Source organism: Nitrosospira sp. Nsp2 (genome assembly GCF_003050965.1).
Classification (GTDB): Bacteria; Pseudomonadota; Gammaproteobacteria; order Burkholderiales; family Nitrosomonadaceae; genus Nitrosospira.
On record NZ_QAOU01000009.1, the window covers coordinates 24,514 to 41,664 of the forward strand.

13 protein-coding genes and 4 tRNA genes are annotated in these 17,151 nt (G+C 53.9%); 1 reads left to right on the top strand and 16 read right to left on the bottom strand.

Translation table 11 applies throughout. The features are described from left to right. Position 1 precedes the first annotated feature (1 nt). The 14 genes from rpoC to C8R31_RS14645 all read right to left on the bottom strand — a co-directional run bounded on the left by rpoC (position 2) and on the right by C8R31_RS14645 (position 14,648). The gene (gene rpoC, locus C8R31_RS14580; protein WP_107694803.1) at positions 2-4,231 is read right to left on the bottom strand and encodes a DNA-directed RNA polymerase subunit beta'; all 4,230 of its coding nucleotides are present in this window, start codon (positions 4,229-4,231) and stop codon (positions 2-4) included. Between the two features lie 104 nt (positions 4,232-4,335). Then, positions 4,336-8,409: a DNA-directed RNA polymerase subunit beta gene (rpoB, locus tag C8R31_RS14585; protein ID WP_107694804.1), complete on the bottom strand. Its 4,074-nt coding sequence runs from the start codon at positions 8,407-8,409 to the stop codon at positions 4,336-4,338. A gap of 174 nt (positions 8,410-8,583) precedes the next feature. Then, positions 8,584-8,964 (bottom strand): 50S ribosomal protein L7/L12, encoded by a 381-nt coding sequence (gene rplL, locus C8R31_RS14590; RefSeq protein ID WP_107694805.1) that lies wholly within the window; start codon positions 8,962-8,964, stop codon positions 8,584-8,586. Between the two features lie 57 nt (positions 8,965-9,021). Beyond that, on the bottom strand, positions 9,022-9,543 hold the full coding sequence (rplJ, locus tag C8R31_RS14595; protein ID WP_107694806.1) for a 50S ribosomal protein L10: 522 nt from the start codon (positions 9,541-9,543) through the stop codon (positions 9,022-9,024). Between the two features lie 377 nt (positions 9,544-9,920). Continuing rightward, complete coding sequence (gene rplA, locus C8R31_RS14600) at positions 9,921-10,613, bottom strand: 50S ribosomal protein L1 (protein ID WP_107694807.1); 693 nt, start codon at positions 10,611-10,613, stop codon at positions 9,921-9,923. Continuing rightward, positions 10,614-11,045: a 50S ribosomal protein L11 gene (rplK, locus tag C8R31_RS14605; protein WP_107694808.1), complete on the bottom strand. Its 432-nt coding sequence runs from the start codon at positions 11,043-11,045 to the stop codon at positions 10,614-10,616. It lies immediately after the preceding gene. A gap of 97 nt (positions 11,046-11,142) precedes the next feature. Further along, positions 11,143-11,676: a transcription termination/antitermination protein NusG gene (gene nusG / locus C8R31_RS14610; RefSeq protein ID WP_107694809.1), complete on the bottom strand. Its 534-nt coding sequence runs from the start codon at positions 11,674-11,676 to the stop codon at positions 11,143-11,145. Then, positions 11,676-12,020, bottom strand: coding sequence for a preprotein translocase subunit SecE (secE, locus tag C8R31_RS14615; RefSeq protein WP_107694810.1), 345 nt, complete (start codon positions 12,018-12,020; stop codon positions 11,676-11,678). Before secE ends, nusG begins: the two co-directional genes overlap by 1 nt. A gap of 171 nt (positions 12,021-12,191) precedes the next feature. Next, positions 12,192-12,267: transfer RNA gene (locus C8R31_RS14620), tRNA-Trp, on the bottom strand. 88 nt (positions 12,268-12,355) lie between these two features. Next, entirely contained in the window at positions 12,356-13,546 is a 1,191-nt protein-coding gene (gene tuf / locus C8R31_RS14625; protein WP_107694799.1) for an elongation factor Tu, read from the bottom strand. Positions 13,547-13,601: 55 nt separating this feature from the next. Further along, a tRNA-Thr gene (locus C8R31_RS14630) sits at positions 13,602-13,676 on the bottom strand. 83 nt (positions 13,677-13,759) lie between these two features. Next, positions 13,760-13,833: transfer RNA gene (locus tag C8R31_RS14635), tRNA-Gly, on the bottom strand. A gap of 152 nt (positions 13,834-13,985) precedes the next feature. Next, positions 13,986-14,070: transfer RNA gene (locus tag C8R31_RS14640), tRNA-Tyr, on the bottom strand. 119 nt (positions 14,071-14,189) lie between these two features. Beyond that, a complete protein-coding gene (locus C8R31_RS14645) occupies positions 14,190-14,648 on the bottom strand; it encodes an FKBP-type peptidyl-prolyl cis-trans isomerase (RefSeq protein WP_107694811.1) in 459 nt (152 codons plus the stop codon). Between the two features lie 347 nt (positions 14,649-14,995). Between C8R31_RS14645 and C8R31_RS14650 the strand changes: the two genes are divergently transcribed. Further along, the gene (locus C8R31_RS14650; protein ID WP_107694812.1) at positions 14,996-15,445 is read left to right on the top strand and encodes a YbaN family protein; all 450 of its coding nucleotides are present in this window, start codon (positions 14,996-14,998) and stop codon (positions 15,443-15,445) included. Positions 15,446-15,582: 137 nt separating this feature from the next. On the opposite strand, the gene xerD is transcribed toward C8R31_RS14650, so the two are convergent. Together xerD and C8R31_RS14660 are read right to left on the bottom strand one after the other, a co-directional pair. Further along, positions 15,583-16,494: a site-specific tyrosine recombinase XerD gene (gene xerD, locus C8R31_RS14655; RefSeq protein ID WP_107694813.1), complete on the bottom strand. Its 912-nt coding sequence runs from the start codon at positions 16,492-16,494 to the stop codon at positions 15,583-15,585. Further along, positions 16,481-16,984 carry a methylated-DNA--[protein]-cysteine S-methyltransferase gene (locus C8R31_RS14660; RefSeq protein WP_107694814.1) on the bottom strand — a complete coding sequence of 168 codons (504 nt, stop codon included), beginning with the start codon at positions 16,982-16,984 and terminating at the stop codon, positions 16,481-16,483. Before C8R31_RS14660 ends, xerD begins: the two co-directional genes overlap by 14 nt. Positions 16,985-17,151: the final 167 nt, after the last annotated feature.

Sequence of the window (17,151 nt, forward strand, 5' to 3'; positions counted from 1 at the left end):
CTCAGATCGCATATCCACTGTTTCGCGTTTCCCCCGCATCTTCCTGGCCGACGACGGGCGTCTCGCCGGCGTTTAATAGCAATCTCTGTTTTTTTCGGGTAGTGTGGAAAGCCAAGCCAGTCCCTGCGGGAATAAGCCGCCCGACAATAACATTTTCCTTGAGGCCGCGCAGGTCGTCCTTCTTGCCCATTATCGCCGCTTCGGTCAGTACACGCGTGGTTTCCTGGAACGAGGCTGCCGAAATGAAAGAGTCCGTCGACAGCGATGCTTTGGTAATACCCAGCAGCATAAACTCGTACGTAGCAGGCGTCTTCTCCTCCGCCAGGACCAGTTCGTTTTCGGCTAACAAGTCAGCGCGTTCAACCTGCTCACCAGGAATGAACCGGGTATCGCCCGGATCCACGATTTGGACGCGGCGCAACATCTGCCGCACGATTACCTCAATGTGCTTGTCGTTAATCTTGACACCTTGCAGGCGGTATACATCCTGAACCTCGTCAGTTATGTAGCGTGCAAGCGCTTCCACTCCCAATAAACGCAGAATATCGTGCGGATCGGCCGGCCCATCGACGATGCTCTCACCCTTATTAACAACCTGACCGTCATGTGCCGTGACGTGCTTGTCCTTGGGAATAAGATACTCATGCGAAACACCATCCAGATCGGTGATCACGAGCCGTTGCTTACCTTTGGTATCCTTGCCGAACGACACGATCCCGGTAACCTCGGCCAGCACACCCGCGTCCTTCGGAGAACGGGCTTCAAACAATTCCGCAACACGAGGTAAGCCACCCGTGATGTCACGTGTTTTCGAACTCTCCTGAGGAATACGCGCCAGTACTTCCCCGACGCTCACCTGCTGCCCGTCCCGAACCGTAATAATCGAACCAATTTGGAACGTAATATTGACGGACAGGTTGCTTCCTGCGAGCCGCACTTCCTTACCCTCGTCATCCAGCAGTTTTACCAAAGGACGCAGGCCCTTCGTTTGCGCCACGCCACGCCTTTTTGGATCGATCACGACAAGCGTGGACAAACCGGTAACCTCATCAATTTGCTTCGCTACGGTCACGCCTTCTTCCACGTTCTCAAAGCGGATCCTGCCGGCATATTCCGTAATGATGGGGCGAGTATGTGGATCCCAGGCAGCCAGTATCTGCCCTGCCTTGACAACCTCACCGTCACGTATCAGTAACGTGGCGCCATAAGGCGCCTTATGACGTTCGCGTTCGCGGCCGTTATCGTCATGTATTACGACCTCACCGCTGCGGGAAATGGCGACCAATTCGTTACGGGCATTGGTGACATAGCGCATGGTAGGAGAATAATGCACGATACCATTGGACTTGCTCTCGACCTGGCTTGCTACCGCCGTTCTGGAGGCGGCGCCACCAATATGGAACGTACGCATGGTCAACTGGGTTCCTGGTTCACCGATGGACTGAGCCGCTATCACCCCCACGGCTTCGCCCACGTTTACCGGCGTACCGCGTCCCAGGTCACGCCCGTAACACTTGGCGCACAGACCATAACGCGTTTCGCAGGTAAGCGGCGTACGCACCTTCACTTCGTCTATTCCTAGCGCTTCAATGGAATCGACGGCATATTCGTCGAGTAGAACTCCAGCTTCATAGATAACTTCCTGGTGCTCCGGATTAACGATATCGCTCGCCACTACGCGTCCAAGTATGCGTTCGCGCAGCGCCTCAATCACCTCTCCGCCTTCAACCAGGGCCTTCATCAGGACGCCATTACTCGTACCGCAATCGTCCTGTGTCACCACCAGATCTTGGGTCACATCGACCAGACGACGCGTCAGGTAGCCTGAGTTGGCAGTTTTCAGTGCCGTATCGGCCAGCCCTTTCCGCGCTCCGTGAGTGGAGATAAAGTACTGCAGCACGTTCAGGCCCTCGCGGAAATTTGCCGTGATGGGGGTTTCGATGATAGACCCGTCGGGTTTTGCCATGAGGCCGCGCATCCCGGCCAATTGACGAATTTGTGCGGCCGAGCCGCGGGCGCCCGAGTCTGCCATCATGTAAATCGAGTTAAACGATTCCTGTGTCAATGCTTTGCCTTTCTTGTCCTTCGCAACTTCTCCAGTTACGGGGTCAAGTATTGGCTCGACGCCCAGTTGATCCATCATGGCCTTCGCTACCTGGTCGCCCGCGCGGCCCCAGATATCCACAACTTTGTTGTAACGCTCACCTTGAGTAACCAGGCCGGAAGTGTATTGCATCTCGATTTCCTGCACTTCCTTCTCAGATGCTCCAATAATCTCGTTCTTCTGTACCGGCGTGAGCATATCGTCCAGGCAGATGGAAATGCCTGCACGAGTCGCATAGGTGAAGCCGGCGTACATCAGCTTGTCAGCAAAAATCACGGTCTCGCGTAATCCGCAACGTCGGAAACTGGCATTAATGAGTCTGGAAATTTCCTTTTTCTTAAGCACCTTATTTATTAGCGGAAAAGGTAATCCGGCGGGAAGAATCTCGGATAGCAGCGCGCGCCCTACCGTCGTTTCGTATCGCGTGATTTTTTCACTGCGTTCGCCCTCGGCGTCCACGTCATATTCCTTGATTCTTACCGTAATTTTCGCATTCAGCTCGATTACGCGGCTTTCATAAGCCCGGGAAACCTCGCTAATGTTGGCAAACATCAGCCCCTCGCCGCGAGCGTTGATCTTTTCGCGCGTTGTGTAATAAAGCCCCAGAACAATGTCCTGCGAAGGAACAATAATCGGCTCTCCGTTCGCGGGCGACAACACATTATTGGTGGACATCATGAGCGTCCGGCACTCCATTTGCGCCTCGAGCGACAACGGCACATGCACTGCCATCTGATCACCGTCGAAGTCGGCATTGAATGCCGCGCATACCAGCGGATGCAGCTGAATCGCCTTGCCTTCGATCAGAACCGGTTCAAATGCCTGAATGCCCAGCCGGTGCAGTGTCGGAGCCCGGTTCAGCATCACCGGATGTTCGCGAATGACATCCTCAAGGATGTCCCAAACCACGGGGGTTTCATTTTCGACTTCGCGCTTGGCTGCCTTGATGGTGCTGGCGATACCCATTATTTCGAGTTTGTTGAATATAAACGGCTTGAATAACTCCAGCGCCATTTTCTTTGGCAAGCCGCACTGATGCAGTTTAAGCTGCGGGCCCACCACAATCACCGACCGTCCAGAATAGTCGACCCGTTTCCCCAATAGATTTTGGCGAAACCGCCCGCCTTTGCCTTTGATCATGTCGGCAAGCGACTTGAGGGGCCGTTTGTTTGCACCCGTCATGGCTTTTCCACGACGGCCATTGTCCAGCAAGGAATCCACTGCTTCCTGCAGCATGCGCTTCTCGTTGCGCACGATGATTTCAGGGGCTTTCAGCTCAAGCAACCGCTTCAGCCGGTTGTTCCGGTTGATGACGCGGCGATATAAATCATTCAAATCAGAAGTGGCGAAGCGTCCGCCATCGAGCGGAACCAGGGGTCGCAACTCGGGTGGAAGTACCGGTAGTACGGCCAATACCATCCACTCCGGCTTGATCCCCGACTTATTAAACGCCTCCAGCACCTTAAGGCGCTTGGCGATCTTTTTCATTTTTGTTTCGGAACCCGTGGTGCCCATCTCACGCCGTAGATTGTCGATTTCGACCCGGATGTTCAGGTTGCTCAACAAGTCGCGGATACCTTCGGCTCCCATGCTGGCACGGAAATCATCGCCGTATTCTTCCGTTTTAGCGCGATAGTCATCATCCGTCAGCAACTGGCATCGAAGGAGCGGCGTCATGCCGGGATCCGTTACGACGTAAGCTTCAAAATAAAGGACACGTTCAATATCACGCAAGGTCATATCCAGCACCATGCCCAGGCGTGACGGCAACGATTTCAAAAACCAGATGTGGGCGACCGGTGAGGCGAGCTCAATGTGCCCCATGCGCTCGCGCCGAACCTTCGACAGCGTGACTTCAACGCCGCATTTTTCACAAATTACGCCACGATGCTTCAGCCGTTTATATTTTCCGCACAGGCATTCATAATCCTTAACCGGGCCGAAGATTTTTGCGCAGAACAAGCCGTCCCGTTCAGGTTTGAAGGTACGGTAATTGATCGTTTCCGGCTTCTTCACTTCGCCATAAGACCAGGAACGTATTTTTTCAGGAGAGGCCAGACCGATCTTGATCGAATCGAACTCTTCTTTCTGTGTAACCTGTTTGAATAAATCAAGCAGTGCTTTCATTTGTCACTCCTGTTGATCAGGGGTCGATACAAAAAGTTTTCCGGCAAAAACCACGGAAACAAATAGATTCCCATTCTCCGCACGCCTGCAAAAGGTTGCCACGCCTAATGCCGGTCCAGGTCAATATCCATCGCCAGCGAGCGGATTTCCTTCACCAGCACATTGAATGATTCCGGCATGCCGGCATCGATCTTGTGATCACCCTTGACAATGCTTTCGTACACTTTCGTGCGCCCGTTCACGTCATCGGACTTGACTGTCAACATTTCCTGCAACGTATAGGCTGCGCCGTAAGCCTCGAGGGCCCAAACTTCCATTTCGCCGAAGCGCTGGCCGCCGAACTGCGCCTTGCCTCCGAGAGGCTGCTGGGTTACCAGGCTATAGGGACCGGTTGACCGGGCGTGCATCTTATCGTCCACGAGATGATGCAACTTCAGCACATGCATGTAGCCGACTGTCACAGCACGGTCGAACGCCTCGCCAGTTCGTCCGTCATAAAGCGTCACCTGGCCGGAACGAGGAAGACCTGCAAGCTCCAGCATATCCTTGATCTCGTGCTCGGTGGCTCCATCGAACACGGGAGTTGCGAAAGGCACGCCGTCCTTTAGATTTGCGGCTAGATCGAGAACTTCCTTATCGCTGAGCGAAGCAATATCCTCGTGTTTACCACTGGTGTTGTAAATATTTTCCAGCAACTGCCGAATTTCCACTAACTGCTGGCCGGCACGAAGCAGTTCGCCAATCTTTTTTCCCAACCCCTTTGCAGCCCACCCTAGATGGGTTTCCAGAATCTGGCCCACGTTCATGCGCGAAGGCACGCCCAAGGGATTCAACACGACGTCAACCGGCGTCCCATCTGCCATATAAGGCATGTCCTCCACAGGCACAATCTTGGAGATCACCCCCTTATTGCCATGCCGCCCCGCCATTTTATCTCCGGGCTGAAGGCGCCGTTTCACCGCCACATAAACCTTGACCATTTTCTGAACGCCGGGGGGCAGCTCATCGCCCTGGGTCAGTTTCTTTTTCTTTTCCTCGTAAGCGTCGTCGAATGCCTTGCGCTTCTGCGACAAACCTTCCTCGATTTGCTCGAGTTGCACGCTCGTTTCCTCGTCGGAAAGGCGGATATCGAACCAGTGGTGCGGATCAATACTATCCAGGTATTCCTTCGTGATTTCGACGCCTTTGGCAAGCTTCTTGGGTCCGCCCGTCGCCACTTTACCCTTGAGCAAGCGCTCGATACGCTCAAACGCATCGGACTCTACGATCCGCATTTGATCAGTCAGGTCTTTTTTGTAGCGCTTCAGCTCATCGTCAATGATCTGCTGGGCGCGCTTGTCGCGCTCGATACCTTCTCGCGTAAAGACCTGCACGTCAATCACAGTTCCCGAGATACCGGACGGTACGCGTAGCGAGGTATCCTTCACGTCGGAGGCCTTCTCGCCGAAAATGGCCCGCAAAAGCTTTTCTTCAGGCGTTAACTGAGTCTCCCCTTTAGGGGTGACTTTTCCGACCAGCACATCCCCCGCTTCCACCTCGGCGCCAATGTGAACGATGCCGGAGGCATCAAGCCGCGCCAGCTGCACTTCCGACAGGTTGGAGATATCGCCGGTTATTTCTTCTGTTCCCAGTTTAGTATCGCGACTTACTACCGATAGCTCTTCAATGTGGATAGAGGTGAAACGGTCTTCCGCAACAATACGCTCGGAAATAAGGATTGAATCTTCGAAGTTGTATCCGTTCCAGGGCATGAATGCCACAAGCATGTTTTGCCCCAGCGCCAGCTCGCCCTTGTCAGTGGATGCCCCATCCGCCACTACATCTCCACGCGCGATAACATCGCCCACCTCTAGCAGAGGACGCTGATTGATATTGGTGTTCTGGTTGGAACGCGTATATTTCGTCAGATTGTAAATATCCACACCCACTTCACCGGCACGCGTTTCCGCATCGTGCACGCGGACAACGATGCGGCTTGAATCCACGTAATCGACTACACCGCCTCGAACAGCCTGCACAGCGGTACCCGAGTCAACGGCCACAACGCGTTCGATGCCTGTACCAACCAAGGGCTTCTCCGCGCGAAGACATGGCACCGCCTGACGTTGCATGTTAGAACCCATCAGTGCGCGATTGGCGTCATCGTGCTCCAGGAAGGGAATCAGCGACGCAGCTACCGACACAATTTGTGCGGGAGCCACATCCATATACTCGATGCGATCGGGGGTCGCGAGCGTAAACTCGTTTTTATGCCGACACGACACGATCTCGTTAGTAAACTTGCCGCTGCCATCCAGCGCCGCATTCGCCTGGGCAATGACATACTGCCCTTCCTCGATAGCCGACAGATAATCAATTTCATCGGTTACCTGCCCGTTTTTTACCTTACTGTACGGCGTTTCCATAAAACCGTATTCATTGGTACGAGCGTACAGGGCCAACGAATTGATCAAGCCGATATTGGGGCCTTCCGGCGTTTCGATCGGACAGACCCGACCATAGTGCGTCGGATGCACATCACGCACCTCGAACCCTGCGCGTTCACGGGTCAACCCGCCGGGGCCGAGCGCAGATACGCGGCGCTTGTGCGTGATCTCCGACAGTGGGTTGGTTTGATCCATGAATTGGGACAATTGGCTCGAACCAAAAAATTCCCGCACCGCAGCCGATACCGGTTTCGCATTGATCAAGTCATGGGGCATCAGATTCTCTGACTCAGCCTGGCTGAGCCGTTCCTTCACAGCTCTCTCAACCCGTACCAAGCCCGAACGAAACTGGTTTTCCGCCAATTCACCAACCGAACGAACGCGGCGGTTGCCCAGGTGATCGATATCGTCAATCTCGCCACGGCCATTGCGCAACTCGACGAGAATCCTGATTACCGCGATGATATCGTCGTTCGAAAGGGTCGTTTCGCCGCCCAATTCGCTCTTACCCACGCGACGATTGAATTTCATTCGTCCTACTACCGAAAGATCATAGCGTTCGGGCGCGTAGAACAGCCCGTTGAACAATGCTTTGACTGCCTCTTCGGTCGGGGGTTCGCCGGGCCGCATCATGCGATAGATCGCGATTTGCGCGGCCATCTGGTCGGCTGTTTCGTCTATTCGGAGCGTTTGGGATATATATGCGCCCTGATCAAGATCGTTGGTATATATCGTCTGGATCTGTTCGATATTGGCCTCGCGCAATTTGGCGAGCACCACTTCTGTTATCTCATCGTTCGCCAGCGCCAGCACTTCTCCGGTTTCCTTATCAACGACGTTGTGGCCCAATACCCGTCCCAACAGAAAGTCTTCCGGCACCTCGAGTTTATCTATTCCCGCCTGTTGCATTTCCCGAACATGCTTGACGGTGATCCGTTTATCTTTCTGAACAATAACCTTGCCGCTTTTATTGACAATATCGAAGCGGGCGATGTCACCGCGCAAACGTTCCGGTATCAGTTCGAACAAGATGCCGCTGTTGGTCAGGTGAAACGTATCAAACGAAAAGAATTGCTTTAGAATCTGTTCCGGCGTGTACCCGATTGCTTTTAGCAATACCGTGATTGGCATCTTCCTGCGGCGGTCAACGCGAAAATAAAGGTAATCCTTCGGGTCGAACTCGAAGTCGAGCCAGGAACCACGATAAGGAATGATACGAGCGGAAAAAAGCAGCTTTCCGGAGGAATGTGTTTTGCCTCGATCATGCTCGAAAAACACCCCGGGCGAGCGATGCAACTGGGACACGATCACACGTTCGGTGCCGTTAATGACGAACGAGCCGGTGTTGGTCATCAGGGGAATCTCTCCCATGTACACTTCCTGCTCCTTCACCTCTCTTATCGTCGGTTTGGACGCTTCTTTGTCCATGATGGTCAGCCGCACCTTTGCGCGCAACGGAGAGGCATAAGTCAGCCCGCGCTGCTGGCATTCCTTCACATCGAAGGGGGGGGAACCCAGCACATAATTAACAAAGTCGAGGCGAGCGTTTTTGGAATGGCTCTCGATTGGAAAAATCGACGTAAACGCCGCTTGCAAACCCTCGTTGGCACGTCGATCAGGCTCAACTTGAGCCTGAAGGAAGGCAGCGTAAGATTCAATCTGAGTAGCGAGAAGAAATGGAATCGGCAGCACGCTGGCGCGCTTTGCGAAACTTTTACGAATACGTTTTTTCTCGGTAAACGAATAGCTCATGGAATCTCTCCGGAAGGTCAGAGGACAGATGGACAGAAAATAGGAGCAGAGTACCTGATTTTAGCTACCGTGCTGAGTGTTCTGCCGCACAAAAAAAGTGCGGGAATCCGACGTTAAAAAAGCCGGAAACTGACGGCGTCTTGCACGCCGTCAGCCGGTCTTGCTGCATTGCTGTTATTTGATCTCGGCAGTCGCACCGGCTTCCGCAAGCTGCTTCTGGATTGCTTCGGCGTCGGCTTTCGGAATCCCTTCCTTCACCGCTTTCGGAGCCCCGTCCACCAAATCTTTAGCCTCTTTCAGGCCCAGCCCGGTAATCGCCCGCACAACCTTGATGACGTTCACCTTGCTATCGCCTACAGCGGTCAGCATAACGGTAAATTCCGTCTGCTCCTCGGCCGGGGCAGCAGCGGCGCCAGCTGCGGGCGCAGGTGCCGCAACGGCGGCAGCAGCAGCGGAAACACCGAATTTTTCTTCCATTTCCTTGATCAATTGCGAAAGCTCCAACACGGTCATGTTGGCAATCGCGTCTAGAATTTCTGCTTTGGCTAAAGCCATGATTTTCTCCTGATAATTAACTTGTATTTATGGATTCAAATAGCTTCTTGAATTCGATTAGGCGGCTTTCTGATCGTGAACGGCAGCGAGACCACGGACAAAACGGGTCGGCACTTCATTGAGCGTGCGCACAAAACTTGCAATCGGCGCCTGCATGGTACCCAACAACCTCGAAAGCAACTCGTCGCGGCTCGGAAGCGCGGCAAGACTTGCAATCTCCTTGCTCGACATTACCAGATTAGGCATCGCCCCCGCTTTGATCACGAATTTGTCATTGCTCCTCGAAAATTCGTAAAGCACTTTCGCCGCGGCAACCGGATCCTTTCCAATCCCGTAAGCCAGCGGCCCGACCATATGATCGGAGAGACCCGTGAACGGCGTTTCCGTGATCGCGCGCCGCGCAAGCGTGTTTTTGAGCACCCGGAAATATATCCCCGATTGACGCGCCTTCGCCCGCAATTGCGTCATATGCCCGACCTCAAGCCCGCGGTACTCCGCGATAATAACGGCCTGAGCCGTCGCCAACTCGGCGCTGACTTCGGCAACTACCGCTTTTTTCTCTTCCAAATTTAGACTCAAGGTGCATTCTCCATCAGTTAAAATACGATACCGGCGGGTAGCGAAGAATGAGACTCCACGCTACCCCAACGAGCCGAAGTACCGCGAACCGGCGACCTTAAATCAGGAGTTAAATCATTCCTGTTTTGGGCACGCCATCTGCGCTGGGTAAGACGAAGGAAAATAAAAGCAAGGGCGACATGACTACTTCACCCAATCCTTTCCCTACACATTCGTTTTGCAATTAAGTTCTCGGCGCTACCCGTTCAGCAAACACCACCGTGCAACCATCTTTTACTGTCCGGCATTACCGAGAACCCCAGCGGTCTTTGATAACCCGCCGGATCGACATCGCGCGTCTTTCCAGCGGCCCAAAGTCTTACAAATCCATTAAAGTTTTACCGCACGCTTGTCTGATCAACTCGAACCCCAATTCCCATCGTGCTGGAGACCGAGATCTTCCTAAGATAAATTCCTTTAGAAGTGGCCGGCTTCGACTTATTAAGCGCATCTATCAATGCCCGCAAATTTTGCGTCAGTGCATCCACGCTAAACGATGCACGGCCGATCGTGCACTGAACAATACCGCCCTTATCGGCCCGATATTGCACCTGGCCCGCTTTTGCATTCCTTACCGCGCCCGCAACATCCGGCGTCACCGTGCCAACCTTGGGGTTAGGCATCAGGCCGCGCGGACCGAGTATTTGGCCCAACTGGCCAACAATCCGCATGGCATCCGGACTGGCGATAGCCACATCAAAATCTATATTGCCCGCCTTGATCTGTTCAGCGAGATCCTCGAATCCAACGATATCCGCGCCGGCCGAAAGAGCCTCTTTGGCCTTGTCCCCCTGCGCAAATACCGCGACCCGCACCGACTTCCCGGTGCCAGCGGGCAGAACGACAGAACCGCGCACCGCCTGGTCAGATTTTTTTGCATCAATTCCGAGATTGACAGCCACGTCAACCGACTCGTCGAATTTTGCGGTGGCTGTTTCCTTGATAATCTGTAGGGCGTCGGGAAGCGGATAGAATTTGCTGCGGTCTACCTTACCCGCAATCGCCTTAAAACGCTTTGAAATATGCGCCATTTACACCCCCTCCACTTCCACGCCCATGCTCCGGGCGCTGCCCGCAACAGTCCGAACTGCGGCATCCATATCGGCTGCGGTCAAATCGGGCATTTTTATCTGGGCAATTTCTTCCGCCTGTTTCCGGGTCAATTTACCTACTTTGTCCGTATGCGGTCTGGGACTGCCCTTGCCTACGCCCGCGGCTTTCTTTATCAACACCGTCGCCGGCGTTGTCTTCATGGTGAAAGTGAAGCTCTTGTCGGCGTAAGCGGTAATGACGACCGGCACGGGCAACCCAACCTCCATTTTCTGGGTGGCGGCATTGAACGCCTTGCAGAACTCCATGATGTTGAGCCCGCGCTGTCCCAGCGCCGGGCCGATGGGCGGACTGGGATTCGCCTTGCCCGCGGGCACCTGCAGCTTGATATAACCAACTATTTTTTTTGCCACGATAACTCTCCTCTCGGGTACATGCGAACGCCATGGCGCTCTCCCCAGTTGACAACATGCGGGACCCGCTATACCTAGCGCGTGCCGCCTCTATCCTTCAAGCTTTTTCGACTTGACTGAAATCCAGCTCCACAGGGGTGGGACGCCCAAAGATGGAAACCGACACCCGAATTTTGCTTTTGTCATAATTGACATCTTCCACATTGCCGTGAAAATCCGTAAACGGGCCTTCCTTGACCCGCACGGCCTCGCCCGCCTCAAAAAGTACCTTAGGCTTGGGCTTCTCCACCCCCTCCTGTATCTGATGGAGAATGTTCTGCACTTCCTTCTCGCTGATCGGCGTCGGTTTCGTGGCCGAGCCACCAATAAAGCCGGTGACCTTGGCAGTGTTTTTTACCAGATGCCACGTTTCATCAGTCATCTCCATCTCGACCAATACATAGCCAGGAAAAAATTTGCGCTCGCTGAGATTTTTCTGGCCACCTTTCATTTCAATGACTTCTTCTACCGGGACCAATATCTGCCCAAATTTGTCCTGCATCCCGGCGCGATTAATCCGATCCTTCAATGCGCGCTGCACGCTCTTTTCAAACCCGGAGTAGGCGTGAACCACAAACCATTTCTTCTCCATCACCCCTCCTGTCCCATCAGATATCTCACCGCGAGCAAGAGCCCCGCATCCACCATCCATAAAAATATGGCCATCACTAGAACAAACGCAAACACGATCCCAGTGGTCTGTAGCGTCTCCTTGCGGCTCGGCCATACCACTTTTCGTGTTTCTTCAGCTGATTCTCTGGAGAATGCATAAAACTGCTTGCCGGGAGCGGTAAACCACACCACTACGCCCGCCAGAACAACGCCCGAGAGTACAGAGATGACGCGAATGACCATCGCGCCATCCCGGAGGTAATAAAAACCTGCAATACCCGCAATCAACAGCAGTAGCGCAAATCCCAACTTGATCTTATCCACTACTTTATCCCACTCTGCCTTTAATGCTTTTCAGTAAATGAAGCGGTGCAGGAGCCGATTATGCAAGCACAACCCTCAGCCCGTGATTCAACGCAACGTGTTGGTAGTTAGATTGATGAAGCCTAGCTTCCGTTGGATAATAACAGGTGTTTCGTTTGACATTTCCTATCTTGGCAGGCCAGGAGGGCATCGAACCCCCAACCTTCGGTTTTGGAGACCGACGCTCTGCCAATTGAGCTACTGGCCTGTATTTCCTTTAAGACAATAGATAGAAAATCAGGAGATTCACCGAATATTAAGAATAAACAATTGCTCAATTCCGGGGACATCTGCCTTTATTCAATAACCTTTGCCACCACGCCTGCGCCAACTGTTCTGCCACCCTCGCGAATGGCAAAACGCAGGCCTTCTTCCATCGCAATCGGGGCAATCAGGTTCACCGTCACCGATACGTTGTCGCCAGGCATGACCATCTCGGTCCCCGCAGGCAGTTCAATCGCACCCGTCACATCAGTGGTGCGAAAGTAGAATTGCGGCCGGTAGCCCTGGAAAAACGGGGTATGACGCCCACCTTCTTCTTTGCTCAGTACGTATATCTCGGCGCTAAACTTCGTGTGCGGCGTGATGCTGCCCGGCTTGGCCAGAACCTGGCCGCGCTCGACTTCCTCGCGCTTGGTGCCACGCAGCAATACGCCAACGTTGTCACCCGCCTGCCCCTGGTCGAGCAGCTTCCTGAACATTTCAACTCCGGTGCATACGGTCTTGATCGTGGGCCTCAGGCCTACGATCTCGATTTCTTCCCCCACCTTGATTACGCCGCGCTCAATCCGCCCCGTCACAACCGTGCCACGCCCGGAGATCGAGAATACGTCTTCCACCGGCATCAGAAAGGCACCATCCACCGCACGTACCGGCTCAGGTATGTAGCTGTCCAGCGCATCTGCCAACTTGAATATCGACGGCTCGCCTATGTCGCTCTGATCGCCTTCCAGCGCCTTCAGCGCAGACCCAATCACGATTGGGGTGTCATCCCCGGGAAAATTGTATTTGGACAGCAGTTCGCGAACTTCCATCTCCACCAGTTCCAGAAGCTCGGCATCGTCCACCATGTCCGCTTTGTTCATGTACACCACGATGTAGGGAACCCCAACCTGGCGCGCAAGCAGTATGTGCTCCCGCGTCTGCGGCATCGGCCCATCCGCAGCAGAAACCACCAGGATCGCCCCGTCCATCTGCGCTGCCCCGGTGATCATGTTCTTCACGTAGTCCGCGTGACCCGGACAATCAACGTGCGCATAATGCCGGGCCGTGGTCTCATACTCAACGTGTGCCGTGTTGATCGTGATCCCCCGTGCCTTCTCCTCCGGCGCCGAGTCAATCTGCGCGTAACTCTTCGCCTCGCCTCCAAACTTCTTCGCCAATACCATCGTGATCGCCGCCGTCAATGTGGTCTTCCCATGATCCACATGACCAATCGTCCCAACGTTCACGTGCGGCTTCGTCCGCTCAAATTTGCTCTTTGCCATGATGGGTCCCCTTTTTCAAAGCACTTTTTATATCCAGGTTTTTAATCGACGCCTATGGAGCCCATGGCCAGGATTGAACTGGCGACCTCTCCCTTACCAAGGGAGTGCTCTGCCACTGAGCTACATGGGCAAGCACCATTCTGCCTAAACAACACGTTGCAATAACTTTGACCCTGCCAAAACTTCAACTCCAGTTTTTCTTCAACTGCGAACTGGAGCGGGTGAAGGGAATCGAACCCTCGTCGTAAGCTTGGAAGGCTTCTGCTCTACCATTGAGCTACACCCGCATCATCTGGCGATTTGGATCGAAGCAATCCATCAACTCATCACAGAAAAGCCATCAAGCGCTCCGGCGCTACACTTATTACACCCCAAACCCATTCACGGTCACAACAGGCTATCGAGCCTGCTGCCGAAATGTTTACATAGCCGTCTGATTTGGTGGAGGGGGAAGGATTCGAACCTTCGAAGGCAGAGCCGTCAGATTTACAGTCTGATCCCTTTGGCCGCTCGGGAACCCCTCCAAACGAAACTGCTAATTGTGAATGCTTTAGGATGATAAGTCAACGTGCATTTCGGGCTTTCAGAATTATCCGATGGCGCGATCAGAGTCGGCGCTATTGCCGAAGTCCGGGGCGCTGCTTCAGTGCGTCGATCCCTGACGCAAGCCCAGGAGTTCCACGTCGAAAATCAATGTGGCATTGGGTGGAATGACGTTACCTGCGCCGTTGGCGCCATAGGCCATATCGGGCGGAATGATTAAGGTACGCTGGCCACCGACTTTCATGCCGGCAACACCACGGTCCCACCCTTTAATCACGCGCCCCGCCCCCAAAAGAAATGAGAACGGGGCGCCGCGATCGCGGGAACTGTCGAATTTTGCTCCCTTTTTATCAGATGCGCCAGGATCATAAAGCCAGCCGGTGTAATGTACCTCCACTGCCTTACCGACAGTTGCTTCCTCGCCGGTCCCCACTTTCGTATCTTTCTTTATTAGTTCATTCACGCCGGATGGTCCCTGCCCGGTTTGGGAAAATGCAACCTGGGGTAATAGAATAACGCCCAATATCAAAGCACTAAACAGTGATTTTACGTGAGACATCGCTTACCTCAAAATTAAATTAATTATTCAATTCTAAATATCCGTTTCTCGCCTGCGGTGGGTAGGGCAGGTATATGAACACTGCTTGGGGCCGTGCAAACTTCGCGCGGCAGATCTTGATCTTAGTTTAAGCGCCCTCGCTGCATGCACATGCAGAGTCTACATATCACCGGGATTTTGTAACCCCGGCGGCTTTCCGTATTATACGCATAGAACCCATGACTTAGTTTCCCATTGCGGCAATTGCTGCCAAAATTCGGGATCCGGGTTCTCTGCGTACTCCACCGCAAGCGGACTGACGCCGGGAAATCGTTCGCATTAGTTCGTGTAGAACTGGAATTAGGCCGATGCAGAAACACCTGAACGAAAAAGTAGGTGAGGAGCAACCACCGACGCCTTCGGTACAGCTGCACGATTCCCGGGTCGTCCGTTGGGTGTATCTGGCAGCCGGGTTCGCTGCCCTGATACTGGCTGTGGCCGGCGTGCTGCTGCCTATTCTGCCGACCACACCTTTCGTGCTGCTGGCGGCAGCTTGCTTTGCGCGCAGTTCAACACACTTTCACGAGAAGCTTCTTGCCCACCGTATCGCGGGTCCTATTATTCGCGAATGGACTCAATACCGCAGCATTCGGCCCAAGGTGAAGCGCTGGGTATACTTCCTGCTCGCGCTGTCATTTAGCAGTTCGATCCTCATGATGCCATCGGCATGGCAAAAGGTAATGCTGGCCGTACTGGGCCTCATTCTCGCCGCATTTATCTGGCGCATCCCTGTAAGGGAAAAGGAGACGGGCACCTAAGCGGATGTTCAGCTGATTTACCGAGGAACTGCAGCATCCTGTGGCTCTGCCACGAAGATTTCCACGCGACGGTTTCTTGACATATTTTCGGGGCGGTCATTTGCTACGACAGGCTCACGTGCCGCGAAGGCTACCCATCACCCTCTCGGATGATGCACAGCATGAATCCGTTTCAGCCGTTCGCGCGCCACATGAGTATAAATTTGGGTAGTAGAAATATCGGCGTGCCCGAGCAACAATTGCACGACCCGCAAATCTGCGCCATGGTTGAGCAGATGGGTTGCGAAGGCATGGCGTAAAGTATGTGGCGACAATGGTTTGGTTATACCTGCGTGGCGCGCGTAGCGCTTGATCAGATACCAGAACGCCTGGCGCGTCATGGCTGAGCCACGGGAGGTGACGAACAGCACGTTGCTCGGGCTGCCGCCCAGTAGTCGCAAGCGAACTTCCTTTGTGTAGCGCGAAACCCACTCCAATGCCTCCTCGCCCAAAGGCACCAGGCGCTCCTTGCCGCCCTTGCCCATCACTTTGACTATTCCCATATTCAGACTGATTTGCGCGCTGTCCAAACTGATCAGCTCGGACACCCTTAAACCACTTGCATAAAGAACTTCGAGCATGGTGCGGTCGCGTAACCCCAACGGAACGTTTACATCGGGGGCGTTAAGCAGCGCCTCGACGTCCGCTTCGGTAAGGCTTGCAGGCAGGCTGCGGGGAAGTTTCGGGGGGTCAATGTTAAGGCTTGGATCTAACTGTATTTTTCCCTCGCGCAACAAAAAACGGTAAAACCGCTTCAAACTCGAAAGTTCGCGGCAAGTCGTGCTAGCCTTGACCCTGGCGGAAAACTTATAGGCAATAAAGGCGAGCAGATCTGAATGGGTTGCTGTTATAAGGGCGTTGTCGTGGTGCCGGCGCTTGGCTAGCCAAGCGCCGAATTGCTCGAGATCGCTGCGATAGCTGTCCAGGGTGTTACGAGACAGACCATCCTCCAGCCACAAAGCGTCAGAAAAAGTGTCCAGCAAACCTGAGTTGAGCTCAGCCACGCTCATGGTGGAGCAACCAGCGCTTTATACCAAGCGGGATTCCATCGCTTGCATTCATAAAACCGCCGAGTCCTCCGCTTTTAGCAATAACGCGATGGCAAGGAATGACTATCGGAAGCCGGTTCGCCCCGCATGCCTGCCCCACGGCACGCGGCGCCGAATGCAGCTGAGTGGCGATGTCGGCATAACTGCGCGTTTTACCGCTGGGGATGTCCTGAATCGCGCGCCATACGCGTTTCTGATGAATAGTGCCGCCAATATGCAGCGACAAATCAAATATGAAATCCGGTTCAGCCAGATACGCTTGCAACTGATCGCACACTTCTCTTGCAAGGGAAGTTTGGGGCGCAAGCGTGGGGGTATCGAGGGGCAAATACTCGATATCGGTCAGCCAGTCTTCCTCAATGCATATACCAAGAACAGCAAAGGGCGTGGCAAGTTTCGCCTGATATTCAACTACTGCTTCCAGTTTTCGACCAACCTTTGGTTTGCCCATGGGGTATTTTGAACGTTAGCCGGCAGGACTTGCAGACATCCGGCACGTATCCAATCTCGATCATCACGGGATTCTATTAAATGGTAAAGCATAGCGCGGGGCGCTTTGACTTTATGCGTGGAGTCCGGCGATAATCCCCGCATTATCCGGCCTCCGCAATCCGCCGA